This window comes from Methylobacterium gregans (assembly GCF_022179245.1).
In the GTDB taxonomy this organism is placed as follows: Bacteria; Pseudomonadota; Alphaproteobacteria; order Rhizobiales; family Beijerinckiaceae; genus Methylobacterium; species Methylobacterium gregans.
Genome location: NZ_BPQM01000019.1, coordinates 17,743 through 31,304, shown reverse-complemented (window position 1 = coordinate 31,304; position 13,562 = coordinate 17,743). Strand labels below are relative to the sequence as shown.

The following is a 13,562-nucleotide window of genomic DNA, read 5'->3' as shown; positions in this document are numbered from 1 at the left end:
CGGCCCCGCGACGGGGCCGGCCGCCAGGACCGGGCAGGGGAGCCGCGCGGCCATCCGGTCGAGGGCGGCGGCGTTCTTGGCGCCGTCCCAGAGCCGCCCGGCGGTGAAGGCGTGGGCGGCGGGCTCACGCTCCGGCCCGGCGGCCGGGCCGTCGCGCCCGTTGCGCACCACGCGCGGCGCCTGGGCGAGGCCGTAGGCGCGGGCCGTCGCCGCCGCGAAGGCCTCGGTGGGGGCGAGCAGCGCGTCCGCGGCGCGGCAGCCCTCGGCGGCGAGATGCGCCCGCCAGGAGAGGTCGGCGGGCATCGGGCCCGCGCCGCAGGCCTCCCACCATGTGGCGACGCAGGAATGGCAGACCGCGACGACCGGCACGGGGAAGTCGGCGAGCGCGAGCGCCGGGGCGTGGAGGTGGACGAGGTCGGCGCCGATCTCGCCCGCGAGCCGGGCGAGGGCGGCGGCAGCGGCGCGGACCTCCTCCGGCCGCCCGGCCGTCCAGTCGAGGGGCAGCCCGGTCGGCAGGATCCGCGCGCCGGTGGCGGCCGCCGCGGCGGCGGCGCGCTCCGGCGCAGGCGCGGGCCCCAGGACCGCGACGGTGACGCCGAGCCCGCGCTGCGCGAGCGCACGCGCGAGATCCAGGCTGTAGGGCCAGACGCCGCCGAGCGCGTCGGCGCTCATCAGAATGTGGGGGCGGGGGCTCACCGGCATCCGCAGGCCGCCTCCAGCTCGCGCAGGGGCAGGGGGCGCTCCTCCTGGATGTCGCTGAAGCGCTCGAACTGGCCGAGATAGTGGGCGTGCGCCCGCTCCCAGGCCTCGTCGTCGGGCTCGCCCCAGAGGCGGCGGTAATCGGGGGAGCTCGGATAGGGGTAGAGCGGCACCGGGTCGTTCGCCCAGACGCCCTGCGCGCGCAGGCGCTCGCGCCACGCCGCCACCATGTCGGCGTCGTCGCCCGCCACCGCGATCAGGTTCGCCTGCACGAAGGGCACGGTCCGGCGGGCACGGATCAGGCGCTCGGCGAGGTCGTCGGTTGAGGCGCGGCAGCGTTTGTCCAGCGCCGCGCGGCCCTCCTCCGTCAGGCTCTCGACGCCGGCCTCGATCGAGACGCAGCCCGCCGCGCCCAGCCGGTCGAGCATGTCGGGCTTCCAGAGGTCGATCCGGGTCTGGATGCCGAAGCGGATGTCGCGGGCGGTGAGTGCGTCGAGGAGCGGCGCCTGCGGCAGGAAGATCTCGTCGACGAAGTAGAGGTAGGTCGCGCCCTGGCGGATCAGCCCGTCGATCTCGTCCAGCAGGATCCCGAGGTCGCGCTTGCGGTAGGTGTCGCGAAAATCGATCTTCGCGCAGAAGCTGCAGGTGTAGGGGCAGCCGCGCGAGGCCTCGACCTCGGCGCCCGGCCCGTCCGGGGCGGTGTCGAAGCGGTGGTGGTGGTGCCGGTGGCGGGCGATCCAGGCATCCGGCCAGCGCAGTGCCGGCAGGTCGGTGAAGCGGCTCGCGTGCGGGCCGCCTGTCACCGCAGACGTGCCGTCGGCGCGCCGGTAGGCGAGGGCGGGCACCCGGGCGAGGTCGTCCGCGCCGGCCAGAAGCGGCAGGATCTCCTCGCACTCGCCGCGCACCACGGCGTCGCAGCCGAGCTTGGCCAGCGTCGGCCCCGGCGTCGCCGAGCCGTGCGGCCCGACCGCGACCGTGCGCCCGCCCGCCCTCCCCAGCGCGTCCAGGAAGGCGCGCGGCACGCGCAGCTCCGGCGGGGCGCAGCGCCAGAACAGGTAGGTGGGGGCGGTCGCGACCACCGTCATGCCGGGCGCGAAGGCGGCGACCCGCCGGGCGGCCTCCGCGTTCGAGAGCCCCTCGAGATGCGCGTCGACCGTCAGCGTCTCGTGCCCGGCGGCCTCCAGGAGCGCCGCGCCGTAGCCGAGCTCCAGCGGCAGGTGCGGCTCGCGGCAGCCGAAATAGATGCTGTTGCGGTAGTCCCAGGACGGGTTGACGAGGGCGACTCTCATTCGGCCGCTCCCGCAAGTGCCGCAGCGGTCCGGGAATGGGCCGGCGCGGCGGACCGCGTCTCCCCGAGCCAGCGGTAGAGGTCGGCCACGCCCTCGCGCCAGGGGGTGAAGGCCGGCAGATCGAGGGCCGCCCGCAGGCGGGTCGTGTCGGAGACGTAGTAGCGCTGGTCGCCGGGGCGCCAGTCGCGGAAGGCGCGCGCGACCGGGCGCCCGGTCAGGCGCTCCACATGGTCGAGGAAGGCCAGGAGGCTGACCGCGTTGGCGGGGCCGCCGCCGAGGTTGAACGCGCGGCCCGCGACCGCGCCGATCCGCCCCAGCGCGGCGCAGTAGGCGTTCACGGCGTCCCGCACGTGCAGCACGTCGCGGATCTGGCGCCCGTCGCCGTAGATCGTGACCGGCCGCCCCTCCAGGGCCCGGATCAGGAAATGGGCGACCCAGCCCTGGTCCTCCGTGCCCATCTGGCGCGGTCCGTAGATGCAGCTCATCCGCATCACCGCCGCCGGGACGCGGTAGGAGCGGGCGTAGTCGAGCACGTACTGGTCGGCCGCGCCCTTGGAGCAGCCGTAGGGGGTGTAGAAGTCGAGCGGCCTCGCCTCGCCGACGCCCCGCGCGCGGACGGACTCGTCCTCCGGCAGGTAGCGGTCGCCCTCCGCCCGCAGGGCGATGTCCGGCAGGCCGCCATAGACCTTGTTGGTCGAGGCGAAGAGCACGGGCACCGGGTGGGGCAGCGTCCGCACGGCCTCCAGGAGGTTCAGCGTGCCGCCGATATTAACCTCCATGTCGCCGCGCGGGTCGCCGAGGCTCGTCGTCACCGCGACCTGGGCGGCGAAGTGGAAGCAGGCCCCCGCCTCCCGCACCGCGCGGGCGAGCTCGCCAGCGTCGCGGATGTCGGCGACGACCGCGGTGACCCGGCCCGGATGGCGCGCCTTCAGCCAGGCGAGGTTGGCCTCGACGCCCGCCCGCGCCAGCGCGTCGTAGACGATGACCGGGCGGCCCTCGCCGGCCAGCCGGTCGGCGAGGTTGGCGCCGACGAAGCCGGCCCCGCCGGTGATCAGGACCGGGCGGTGGCCGCCCGGCGTTGCCTCGCCCGCGCTCACGCCACCAGCCCCCGCATCTCCAATTCGCGCCGGGCCTCGGCCACGCGGTCGACCGCCTGCTGCTCGGCGACCCAGGCGGCGAGTTCGGCGAGCCCCTCCGAGAAGTCGCGGCGCGGCGCGTAGCCGAGCTCGGCCCGGATGCGGGAGATGTCGGCGATGCAGTGGCGGATGTCGCCGAGGCGCGCCTGATCTGTGATCTCGGGCCCGAGATCCTCGCGCCCCATCGCGGCGGCGAGCAGCGCCGCGACCTCGGTGACGCTGCGGTCCTGCCCGCTGCCGACATTGTAGACCTGTCCCGCCGCGGCCGGGTGCTCGAGGGCCAGCACGAAGGCCTGGGCGACGTCCTCGACGTGGACGAAGTCGCGCCGCTGGGCGCCGTCCTCGAAGACCATCGGGCGCTGGCCGTTGTGGATGCGCGCGGCGAAGATCGCCAGCACGCCCGTATAGGGGTTCGAGAGGGCTTGGCCCGGCCCGTAGGCGTTCCAGAGCCGGAGGGCCACGCCCTCCATGCCGTAGGCCGGCGCGAGGGTCAGCGTCAGGCGCTCCTGCATGTACTTGGTGAGCGCGTAGACGGAGGCGAGGGCCGGGCGCTTGCTCTCCGGCGTCGGGATGGGGCGCATCGGACGCCCCTGGGCATCGAGCGGGTCCCAGGGCTCGCCGGGCCGCCGGGGTTTCCGGACGGCGTCCTCGACGGTCCGCCCGTCCTGCGTAAGGTACAGTCCCTCGCCGTAGACGCTCATCGAGGAGGCGACGACGACGCGGCGCACCGGCTGCTCGATCAGCCCCTGGAAGAGCTGCGCCGTGCCGCAATCGTTGACCGAGACGTAGCGCTCGACCGCGTACATGCTCTGGCCGACACCGACCTCTGCGGCGAGGTGGACGACGTGGTCGGCCCCCTTCAGGGCGCGGGCCACCGCCTCGGCGTCGCGCACATCGCCGGCGACGAACTCAACCTCGGGCGGCAGAGCCGTGCCTGCGCCCGCCCCGTGCACCTGCTCGATCAGGCTGTCCAGAACCCGGACGCGGTAGCCGTGCCGCAGCAGGGCGGCCGCGAGGTGGCGGCCGATGAACCCGGCTCCGCCTGTGATCAGGACAAGATCTGACACGCGTCCCTGCCGCTCCCCACCGCATGTGATTGCCTCAGCAAGGACCATATTCAGGTCAAAATCCAAACTTAACATAGTTAAGTCAGGATCATTGTCCGAATAATACAGCCCTCTCGAAGCTAATGCTCCTCACACAGGCAATCGGACGTCAGGATCTTTGTTCCTGAGCTTTTCACACGGTCAAGCTGGAGGCGCCCGGATGCTTGGTCCGAGCGCGCCCTGGGGGATCGCGTTGGGCTGGGAGCGCCGGTCCGGATCAGGCCGGCGAGAGCCCGATCACCGCGCCGATGATCGCCGCGGCGGCGACGATGAAGCCGATGAACGCCGGCATCACCCAGCTGCGCCGCCCGTGCGGGTCGGCCGAGGCCCGCACCCGGGGCGTGGCGGCCTCGCTCGCGCGCGCCGACGCGATCCGCTCGGGGCTCGGCGGACGGCCCGCGGCCTCGTCGTCGGTGCCGAGCTGCGAGAGGCCCGGATCGTAGTGCGAGACCTTGTCGCCGGTCCGGCCCGAATCGATGTCGCCCTTCAGCATGGCGGTCGTCGGGCGCTCCGCGTCGGGCGGCGTGTCGACCTTGAGGTTGGCGGGCGGGGGCGGATCTTCTGAGCGGAACACCATGGCACTCTCCCCGGTCTGACCCCGGGTCGGTCCCGGCCCTCGCCGCCGCGCGGGACCGGACCCGACGCGGCGCTCAGCCGGGCAATGCCGGACGCCGCACGCTTGTTTCCGGGCGCGACCTCGCACCGCGCCGCCTGCGGGAACGGCCGAGCCGGAGCCCGGTCTCAGGGCAGGAGCAGGAGGGCGCGGCGCGCGCTCGCCCGCTCGGCCGCCTCCTCCTGGCACTTGGCGGCGTGGCTCGTGCGGTTGACGACCTGCAGGTTCGGCAGGCCCCAGAAGCCGAGGAGTTCGGGCCAGGGCAGCGCCCGGTGCTCGCGCCAGACCCGGTAGAGCGGCACGCGGTGGTCGACCTCGGCAGTGCGCAGCAGGCGCTTGGCGGAGGCCGCGCAGCGGTGGCGCTGGCGGGCCTTGAGCAGCTTAACCTGATCGCTCGGCGCCACCCAGAACTTCCAGGCCGTCACGCAGGCGGTGTGCCAGCGGGCATTGCGGTTGGGCGTGCCCGAACCCCAGAGGTCGCGGTGCCAGCCGAAGCGGTAGACCGGCTGGCCACAAACGCAGCAGGCGCCGGGGCCGCGGCCGTGCTCCGCCTCGCGGAAGGGTGCGGGCGGCATCCGGAAGCCGGCGGCGGCCTCGGGCCCCGCCCGCCAGACCCAGCCCTCCGGGGTACCGGAGCGCGCGGCCAACGCCCGCGCCAACCTGTCGGCGCGCAGCACGTGGGCGCGCCAGTAGCTCTCGACAGCGAGCCGCGGCGTCGGCGGGGTCAGCGGGCGCGCCAGCGCATGCTGCAGCACCGGCGCCGGGAAGATCGCAGGCAGGGCCCGCTCCAGCCGCGCCCGCGCTTTGAGGTTGCGCGCCTCGCGCCACTCGGATGCCGCACTCATGCCCGCTCTGCTATCTGCTCGCCGCCCCGTCCGTTCGCGCTCTCGCTATCGCATCGGTTGCCCGCCCAGGCTGTAGCGGCGACGCCGCGCCGGCGCTCGGCCGTCCTCCGCGGCCCTCCGCCGCCCTGCATGCAAGCCCTCCCGGACGGCGGCAGCCATGTCCCGGGACGGGTTGCCCCACGGATTCCGGCGTTTACCCAAGCTGTGCCGTGAAACACGCAACAGACCGAGGAGTTCGGATGAACCTGGACGCGCAGCACGACCGCACAGCCCTGCCGCCCGCCCCCATCCCCACAACGACCGACCCGATTCAGCAGACCACCGATTCGGCCGAACAAGGCCGCATCGACGAGACGGCGAACCGCTCCGAGGGCGAGCCCGCCGCGACGCCCACCAACACCTTCGAGGCGTTCGGCTCCTTCCCAGGCTAGCATCCGTGACGGGCCCGCTCGCGGAGCAACCGCGAGCGGGCGTGAGGAAGGCGCTTGGCCCGAGCCGGTCGAGCAAGATCGGACGCACTAATCGGGCAGATAGATCTGCCGGTGGTAGGCGGGCACCGCTGCGACCGCCATCACCTCGGCCCCCTCGAACAGATCAGCGAACAAGGGCCCGCTCGCGCTGAACGCGATCCGGCTCGTCTTGCGGCCGGACGGCACGGAATAGACGAACTCGGAGACCTGATCCGCCTTGTAGAGCCGGTAGAAGTCGGGCTTGGCGACCGAGGACACCCTCGGCTCCACGCGAGCGCGCGTCGCGAGGCCGCGCTCGTAGGTCGCGGTCAGACGAAGCCTGTCCTCACCCTCGGTCGTCATGTCCCACGATTCCTCCACCAGGGTTGGGCCGCCCTCGGTCGCGCGGGCCGTCTTGGTCATCACGACCTTCGCCGGCCTGTATACGCCGTAGGCGCCCGGTGCCCCCTGCGCCGGAGCGATCATCCCGCCCATTACCATGAAGGCGACGGCGCCGCTCTGCGCGTTCTTCGCCGAGGTTCCCCACACGGCGTACTTGTCGGGATAGGCCGCCGGCTTCCCGTCAGCGTCGCTCTGAGAGAACCCCTCGACCAGGATCAGAACCAGATTCGCGTCCTTGGCCGCGCCCGAGCCCGGCACGGCGGCCCAGCCCGCGGGCAGGTTCTTCGTCAGCTTGTCCGGGTCCGTCCTGACGAACAGGACGGTTCTCGCCTCGGTCGTGGACGAATTCAATCTTTCGGCGCCGGCCAATTCCGGCGCCTGAAGTACGATCGCAATCGCGACAGCGGAAATCCGTAGGCGAGCCCACCTCATCGAGACCTCCCATATCCGGCACCTGCAGAGGCCTGCGAAACACAGAGCCCGCCGCAGAGACCAACGGCAAATTTCCCCCGGCGACAGAGTCTTGCGACGATCATTCGCCCTGGCAAGCGCGCCGGAGACTGAGATCCCCGCAAGGATCACTCTTGGCGTACGACCGAATGCACCGCGCCTTCACATCAGACCATGCCGCGGCCGGGCCGACGCCGCGCCTCTCGCCACCAAGCCGCGTGCAGCGTCGGAGCCGCGCATTCGCCGCCCCGACACACGATCGCCCCATTTCGGCATTTGAGCTTGGCAGCAAGAAACAAACAATTTACAAACACCAACACAAAACAAAACGTATGCCTTCGTACAAACATCAGATTTGTACTTGAGCATACCTTATCGGCCTTCTCACTTCCGGGCTCCGGCCGTCCCTCAATTCACGTGTTCGACGCGATGCCACCGTGCGTGGCGCCGCTCGAAACGCCGTGCGCGCTCGCCCACGGCGAAAACGCCGGCCGCTCGCGGCCCGGCATCCTCTAGGCAGAGAAAAGAGACACCCCAAACGATGCAGTTCACCCGCCACAACGACAGCCCCGCCCTCGACGATTTCTGGACCCGCGTGGAGCGTGACTGGCACCGCGCCAGCTCCGACCGATCGAACGCCGTGGCCCCTTCGGACGTCCCCGCGAGCAGTTCAGCCAACCCTTCCGCGGCTCCGTCCGCGGACGACCTCGCGGCGACCGACCCGGCAACCCTGGAGACGGCTTCGGGACCGACCCCGGCGGCGCTTCCGGGATCCGAGGTGGAGACCCTCCCGGAGGCGGCCCCTGAGGTCACGTCCGGGACCACTTCCGAGACCACCGCAGACGCGGCAATCGCCAGCCCCGCGAGCACGTCCACGGCCGGTGCCGAGACCGCAGCGGCAGCCGTCGCACCCGTGCTGTCCGACGTGGACGCCGCAGCCCTGCTGACCGGCACGGGTTCCGCCGCCGTCTCGGGGACGGCCACGCTCACCCGGCACGACGGGACGATCCAGGCCCAGAGCGGGGACGTGATCGAGAATCTCGACATCTACGCCGACGGGGTAGGAATCGAGCTGGAGGACGACGCCGACGTCACCATCCGCAACGTCCGCATCCACTACAACGGGACCGATCAGGGCGGGTACGGCATCGACGCGGTCGGCGCCCAGAACCTGACCATCGATGGCGTCGAGCTCATCAATGCGGGCGCGCCGGCCTCCGGCCCGAACAGCGATCCCGAGCAGTACGGGATCGGGCTGTTCGAGTCGCCCGGAGCCTCGGTCAGCCACGTCACGGTGCGCGATGCCTCGACGGGCCTCTACCTGCAGGACTCGCCGAACGCGACGCTCCAGGGGATCGAGGGCTACAACATGCGCGGCCCCTTCCCGCGCGGGCAGCTGGTGCAGCTCAACCGCTCGGACAACAGCAGCCTGACCGACTTCTACAGCTACAACGACCTGGAGACCTCCTGGACGGAGGACAACGTCAACATCGGCAGCAGCAACGTCACTGTCGCCAACGGCCTCATCGACGGCAACAACTCTCCCTCGGGCGTCGGCGTGATCATCGAGGGCGGAACCGGCGTCCACGTGAGCAACGTCGACACCGTGCGGATGGGCAACGGCGCCTTCTCCGATTACGGCAGCGGCAACACCTTCGACGACGTGCGCGCGTTCGACAATTTCGCGGACAGCCACGCGGGTCGCGGGACGCCGATGTCGGGCTCGCTGATCTTCTCGCTGGCCGACGATTCCACGATCACGAATGCCGCCTACCAGAACCCGGCAGCGCCCGGGAACGTCGTCTACGGCGGTGGCATCCAAGACGAGGCCTTCGGAGGCACCTTCCAGGCGAGCGAGATCACCGGCGAGGCGCCGATGGCGGCTTACCACAACACCTTCTCCTGGAGCTGACGGAGAGGGCGGCCGCCGGAACCCGGCGGCCGCATCGCGGGCCCGCGGAAGGCGGGCCCGCCCAGCTATCGGGTCCCGCCGGAAACGCGCGCGAAGCGGTGGCTCCCGCGAGCCGCAGGACAGCCTTCGCGAGGCGGCCTTCCGGACAGCGCAATGCGCGAAGGCGCACGCCCAGGCCAGGGTCAAGCTCAGCCGTGGCGCGGAGAGAGCCTGCGTGATCGAATTCAGCGAGCGGGATCGTGATCTGGTCGAGGATTTCCTCAACCACGTCCTGGAGCGCTACAAGGCCGGGTCGATCGGACGGCCGGCGGCGCTGCACCGCTCCGGAGAGGACGAGTAGGACGGCGTCGGGAGCCGCCGTGGGTCCTCAGCCGACGAGATCGGCCTGCTCCTCGACGAGCGCTTCGAGCGCCTGCGCGAGAGCGCGGTTGAGCAGCGCGGCGCGACGCTCGTGCTGCAGGATGCGCCGGGCGGCCGTGCGGGCGGTCGCCGCCCGCATGGCACCGTGCGGCGCTCCGTCCCGCAGGGCGATCCAAGCCAGGGCCCGCAGCTGGTTGGCGTGCGCGACCGCCGTGGCGCGCCGCTCGCGCGGCGTGGCGCTGGCCGAAGCCGCCGCGCGCGCTGTCCCGGATGATTCGATGACCGACATGGAAGCGCCTCCATCGCCCGGCGATTCGAAGACCGCTGCAAGAGACGCATACCGCGACGCGTTTCGCAATATGGCAAGAATGCGGCAGGGGCGTGCCCAACCGGACTAGAACCTACGCCCTATCCGCGCTCCGGTCCGGCCTCGACCGGGCATCGGTCCGGCGGCGCCGCGAGATGGTGGCGCAGCAGGCCCGCGGCCGGGGTGAGGGGGCCCGGCCGGGTCACGATCTGCAACGTGCGCTGGGCCCAGCGGTCCGAGAGCGGTACATCCACGAGATCCGTGGCGCCGCCGAACAGGCTGAAGACGCCCTGCGGCACGACGCCGATCCCCATATCGGCCTGCACCATCCGGCAGACCGCGTCGAAGCCCGGCACGTGCACGCGCAGCCTCAGGGGCCGGCCGGCGCTGAGCGCCTCGGCCTGGACGCTGGCGTAGATGGAGCTCTCGGCGTGCAGGCCGACGAAATCGTGATCGAGGGTCTCGGCAAAGGCGAGGGCGCCTCGGCCCGCGAGCGGATGGTCGCGGCGCATCACCACGACGAGCCGGTCACGCCGGTAGAGGGTGCTGTCGAGCCCCGCGGCCGGGACGCTGCCGGCGCAGATGCCGAGTTCGGCCGCGCCTTCGGCGACGCCGCGCACGACCCCGCCGCTCGGACGCTCCTCCAGATCGATCTTGATCGCGCCCTGGCTCGCCAGGAAGGCGCGCAGATCCTCGGGCAAGAACTGCACGATGGCCGAGAGGTTGGCGAGCATCCGGACGATGCCCCGCACACCCTTGGCGTGCTCGGCCAGTTCGAGGGCGATCTGTTCGGCGTTGCGCAGCATGCGCCGGGCATGGTGCAGCAGCGTCTCGCCCGCGGGCGTCACCGTCATGCCCCGCGCCCCGCGCTCGAGGAGCTGGACGCCGAGCGTCTGCTCCAGCTCGACCAACCGCTTGCTCACCGCGGAGGGCGCGGTCGCGGCGTGCCGGGCAGCCCGGGTCAGGCTGCCCTCCTCGCACACGGCCACGAACAGGCGCAGCGTGGTCAGGTCGAGCCGCCGCAGGATGGCAGGTGCGAGCATCTCGCCGGACCCCGGTTCGCGGGCGCAACCCGCCCGATGGCTCCCACCTACAGCGCCCGGGTGATCTCGTCCCAGGCGGCGTGCGACGCTCGCACGCTCGAGGGAGGCCGCGCGGCAGCGGTGGTGTGGCGGGCGTGCAGCGTATTCGCGCCGTCGACGGCGGCCTCATCTTTTGCGGGCCGGGCTCGAACTGATAGAGGGAAAGCTCAGAGGCCGCACCGTGCCGCCCGCGGCACGGAGTGTGCGGCGATCAGCGGGCCATTTACGGATTTACCACGAGCGAGGGACTAGTTCAGGTTGCACTCGATCTGAAGGACATTCCACCACGTATCCGCAGGGCGGCCGAAGCGCATCCTAAACTGTTCGAGATGAAGCCCGAATTCGACATCACCCCGGCGGGGGACGCTCCGGAGGCGCTCGCCGGCCTGTCCCCGGGTCAAGTGCTGCACATGGTCGAGGGCTTCGGCCTGACGGGCACGTGGACCTGGACCTTCGCCACCGACACGCATGTCTGGTCGCCGGGGCTGTTCCGAATCCTCGGCCTGGAGCCGGGCAGCGCGCGGGCGGAGTACGGGCTCCTGCTCGCACTCGTCCATCCGGACGACAGGCCCGGCGTCACCTCCGCATCGGAGATGCTGCAGACCGGCCAAGTGGCGCAGCGCACGTTCCGGATCATCCGGCCGGACGGCTGCCTGCGCACCGTGATGAGCCGCGGCGAGGTGATCGTGGCGCCGGACGGACGCCCCCGGCGGGCGATGGGCGTGCTCATCGACGTGAGCGATCAGGCGGCTCTGATGCGCGCGCGAGAGAGCGCACGGCGGCGCAGGCGCGCGATCTTCGAGCAGGTCCGCGCCTTCACCTCGTCGAGCCGGGTCTACCCCTACACCGACTTCTCCGAGGAGTGGCTGGAGCTCGTCGGCCTGCCGAAGGCGGAGCTTCTCGGCGAGCCGACACGCCCGGTGGTCGCGGACGAGCGGACGCGCTGGCGCGACCACGGCCGCGCCCTCTACCTCGCCAAGCAGGTCGTGCACACGCAGCCGCGCCTCGTCCTGGCCAGCGGCGAGATCGTTCCGTACCGCTTCGTCATGGTGCCGATGCGGGATGCGGCCGGCGCGGTCGAGAGCTGGACGAACTATGTCGCGCCGATCCAACTGGCGGGCAGCGCGACCGGGCAGGTCCGGGCGGGCCTCGACCAACTCGTCACGGGCGCGCATCTGCGGGCGGGGCGCGCCCTGCTCGACTGGTCGATGCAGCAGCTCGCCGGGGCGAGCGGGCTTTCCTTCTCCACCATCCGCCGCCTGGAAGACGGCGAGGGCGGAACCTCCGGGCGGGCCCAGGCCGCGGCGGTGACGGCCCTGCGGGCGCACGGCATCGTCTTCACGCTGACGGAGGACGGTGCCATCGCGCTGTCCCGGCGTTGACCCTGCGGGCCATCGGTGGAGGAGGCGGCATGGGCGGGCTGGCTGATAAGCGGGCGGCGATCGCGGGTGCGGTCGCGGCAGGGGGCCTGTCCGAGGCGGAGGTGGAGTCGCGGGTCGCCGACCTGCTGGCGGGATGCGTGGAGCCGGAGACCGCGGATCTGCGCCGCCTGCTCACGGAGTACCGCGACCTCGAAGCGCTACCGGCCGACGAGGCCGACGCGCGCCTGGCCGAAGCAGGCGAGGTCTTCGCGCCGGAGGACGACGCCTGAGGCTGATGCCGCCCGGGACCGGTCTCGCGTCTCGGGCGTTGGCCCGTGAGGACGACAGGAGCCACGACCATGCCCGACGACACGGACATACCTGCCCGGAGGCAGCCCGCGGGGACGCTGGCGAGAGGCGCGGCGCACGAAGCCTCCGAGGGTGCCGCGATCACGCCGCGCGATGCCGCGACCGGCGCGGTGCGCCCGACCGATGGGCCGATGGAGCGGGCTGGGACGGAGGCCGAGGCCCGCGCCCGCGGCGAGGAAGGCCCCTTCGAGGGCCGGCGCAGCGGTTGAGCCCGGAGGATCGGATCATGCCCCGCACCCCCGAGCCGGAGCCGCACGGATACGCCGAGCCGCTGCCGGTCCCCCGCCTGCGCGGCCGGAGGACCGGCGACGCCGAGCCGGCGACCAACGAGCCCGTGGACCCGGACGAACGTCCCGATGTCGGTCTGAGCCAGTCCGGCAGCGGCGAGGACGCGATCGTCCGCCGCGAGACTGAGATCTGAGGGACGCGTCCCCAACGACGCGACCCAGCCGCGAGGCGCCGACCTGCGCGCAGATCTGGAGCTGGAGATCCAACCGGGAGGCGGTCGAATCGGGCACGACTACGGGGCATGAGCCCTGCGGCAAGGGCAACTGGGTCGTGATGCCCCCGGGCGCGTTCCTGCCCGGCCAAGTTGCCGCTCGGCCAGAAAAGCGACCCAGCGGCGAGCGTGTCCGCCTACGGCTTCCGGGAGATCCGGGTGGCGTCTTCGCAGAACAAGAGCGGCCGCCACATGTCACCTCCGGCCCCTCTCCGCAGGATCCGGCGGACAGTGCCACGTGCGTGCCTTCTATGACGTCCTTCGCGATGGATAAGCCTGTGCGCAGGCGCACAGTGCTTAAATCAAAGCGTCTATGCTTGAGAAATACTCACAATTCTGCGGCGTTGACCTCTGTGTAGGCTGCAACTGCACGAAAGGAGGTCATTATGATCAGCAAGACGGCAAGGGCGGCATTCGCGCTCTCGCTCGCCCCTAGCCTCGCGGTGGCTCAGGGCGGCCGGTGGAGTGGCTACGGCGACAACCGCGGCATCGTGGCCCCGCCCCAGACCGTCGAGTTCGGCCGAGGGCCCGGGCCACGCGATCCGACCGGCATCCTACGCGGTCAGGGGGTCAGCAGTCGCCACGGCGGCATCGGCAACATGGGCGGCGGCTCCGGCCGGAGCGCGAACACCGGCATCGGCCTCGGCGGCATCGGCGCCAATCAGGGTGCCCGGTTCTGAGAC

Annotated in this window: 17 protein-coding genes; 8 read left to right on the top strand and 9 right to left on the bottom strand. The window is 72.0% G+C overall.

What is annotated here, in order from left to right:
- From MFF54_RS04585 to MFF54_RS04560, 6 genes are all read right to left on the bottom strand, one after another.
- Positions 1 to 702, bottom strand: a 702-nt coding sequence (locus MFF54_RS04585; RefSeq protein WP_238301458.1) for a glycosyltransferase, incomplete at its 3' end; no start/stop codon positions are given.
- Positions 693 to 1,988 (bottom strand): TIGR04295 family B12-binding domain-containing radical SAM protein, encoded by a 1,296-nt coding sequence (locus MFF54_RS04580; RefSeq protein WP_238301457.1) that lies wholly within the window; start codon positions 1,986 to 1,988, stop codon positions 693 to 695. The genes MFF54_RS04585 and MFF54_RS04580, both read right to left, overlap by 10 nt.
- Complete coding sequence (locus tag MFF54_RS04575; protein ID WP_238301456.1) at positions 1,985 to 3,085, bottom strand: NAD-dependent epimerase/dehydratase family protein; 1,101 nt, start codon at positions 3,083 to 3,085, stop codon at positions 1,985 to 1,987. Before MFF54_RS04575 ends, MFF54_RS04580 begins: the two co-directional genes overlap by 4 nt.
- Positions 3,082 to 4,191 carry an NAD-dependent epimerase/dehydratase family protein gene (locus MFF54_RS04570; RefSeq protein ID WP_238301455.1) on the bottom strand — a complete coding sequence of 370 codons (1,110 nt, stop codon included), beginning with the start codon at positions 4,189 to 4,191 and terminating at the stop codon, positions 3,082 to 3,084. The genes MFF54_RS04575 and MFF54_RS04570 overlap by 4 nt, the downstream gene beginning before the upstream one ends.
- A 256-nt stretch (positions 4,192 to 4,447) precedes the next feature.
- Complete coding sequence (locus MFF54_RS04565) at positions 4,448 to 4,807, bottom strand: hypothetical protein (protein WP_238301454.1); 360 nt, start codon at positions 4,805 to 4,807, stop codon at positions 4,448 to 4,450.
- Between the two features lie 164 nt (positions 4,808 to 4,971).
- Positions 4,972 to 5,688, bottom strand: a complete 717-nt coding sequence (locus tag MFF54_RS04560; protein WP_238301453.1) for a hypothetical protein — start codon at positions 5,686 to 5,688, stop codon at positions 4,972 to 4,974.
- 239 nt (positions 5,689 to 5,927) lie between these two features.
- On the opposite strand from MFF54_RS04560, the gene MFF54_RS04555 reads away from it, so the two are divergent.
- Positions 5,928 to 6,119 carry a hypothetical protein gene (locus tag MFF54_RS04555; RefSeq protein WP_238301452.1) on the top strand — a complete coding sequence of 64 codons (192 nt, stop codon included), beginning with the start codon at positions 5,928 to 5,930 and terminating at the stop codon, positions 6,117 to 6,119.
- Between the two features lie 87 nt (positions 6,120 to 6,206).
- Here the strand turns inward: MFF54_RS04555 and MFF54_RS04550 are convergent, their stop codons facing one another.
- Entirely contained in the window at positions 6,207 to 6,890 is a 684-nt protein-coding gene (locus MFF54_RS04550) for a hypothetical protein (protein ID WP_238301451.1), read from the bottom strand.
- A gap of 640 nt (positions 6,891 to 7,530) precedes the next feature.
- On the opposite strand from MFF54_RS04550, the gene MFF54_RS04545 reads away from it, so the two are divergent.
- Both MFF54_RS04545 and MFF54_RS27595 read left to right on the top strand, forming a co-directional pair.
- The gene (locus tag MFF54_RS04545; RefSeq protein WP_238301450.1) at positions 7,531 to 8,901 is read left to right on the top strand and encodes a right-handed parallel beta-helix repeat-containing protein; all 1,371 of its coding nucleotides are present in this window, start codon (positions 7,531 to 7,533) and stop codon (positions 8,899 to 8,901) included.
- A gap of 214 nt (positions 8,902 to 9,115) precedes the next feature.
- Complete coding sequence (locus MFF54_RS27595; protein WP_283206251.1) at positions 9,116 to 9,241, top strand: hypothetical protein; 126 nt, start codon at positions 9,116 to 9,118, stop codon at positions 9,239 to 9,241.
- A 27-nt stretch (positions 9,242 to 9,268) separates the two neighbouring features.
- Here MFF54_RS27595 and MFF54_RS04540 read toward each other — a convergent pair whose 3' ends face one another.
- Positions 9,269 to 9,550: a hypothetical protein gene (locus MFF54_RS04540; protein WP_238301449.1), complete on the bottom strand. Its 282-nt coding sequence runs from the start codon at positions 9,548 to 9,550 to the stop codon at positions 9,269 to 9,271.
- A 119-nt stretch (positions 9,551 to 9,669) separates the two neighbouring features.
- On the bottom strand, positions 9,670 to 10,611 hold the full coding sequence (locus tag MFF54_RS04535; RefSeq protein ID WP_238301448.1) for a LysR family transcriptional regulator: 942 nt from the start codon (positions 10,609 to 10,611) through the stop codon (positions 9,670 to 9,672).
- Between the two features lie 368 nt (positions 10,612 to 10,979).
- Between MFF54_RS04535 and MFF54_RS04530 the strand changes: the two genes are divergently transcribed.
- From MFF54_RS04530 to MFF54_RS04510, 5 genes are all read left to right on the top strand, one after another.
- Positions 10,980 to 12,032 carry a PAS domain-containing protein gene (locus MFF54_RS04530; RefSeq protein WP_238301447.1) on the top strand — a complete coding sequence of 351 codons (1,053 nt, stop codon included), beginning with the start codon at positions 10,980 to 10,982 and terminating at the stop codon, positions 12,030 to 12,032.
- Positions 12,033 to 12,061: 29 nt separating this feature from the next.
- The gene (locus tag MFF54_RS04525) at positions 12,062 to 12,301 is read left to right on the top strand and encodes a hypothetical protein (protein ID WP_238301446.1); all 240 of its coding nucleotides are present in this window, start codon (positions 12,062 to 12,064) and stop codon (positions 12,299 to 12,301) included.
- 69 nt (positions 12,302 to 12,370) lie between these two features.
- Complete coding sequence (locus MFF54_RS04520) at positions 12,371 to 12,589, top strand: hypothetical protein (RefSeq protein WP_238301445.1); 219 nt, start codon at positions 12,371 to 12,373, stop codon at positions 12,587 to 12,589.
- Positions 12,590 to 12,606: 17 nt separating this feature from the next.
- Positions 12,607 to 12,801, top strand: a complete 195-nt coding sequence (locus tag MFF54_RS04515; RefSeq protein WP_238301444.1) for a hypothetical protein — start codon at positions 12,607 to 12,609, stop codon at positions 12,799 to 12,801.
- Between the two features lie 464 nt (positions 12,802 to 13,265).
- Positions 13,266 to 13,559 carry a hypothetical protein gene (locus tag MFF54_RS04510; RefSeq protein ID WP_238301443.1) on the top strand — a complete coding sequence of 98 codons (294 nt, stop codon included), beginning with the start codon at positions 13,266 to 13,268 and terminating at the stop codon, positions 13,557 to 13,559.
- Positions 13,560 to 13,562: the final 3 nt, after the last annotated feature.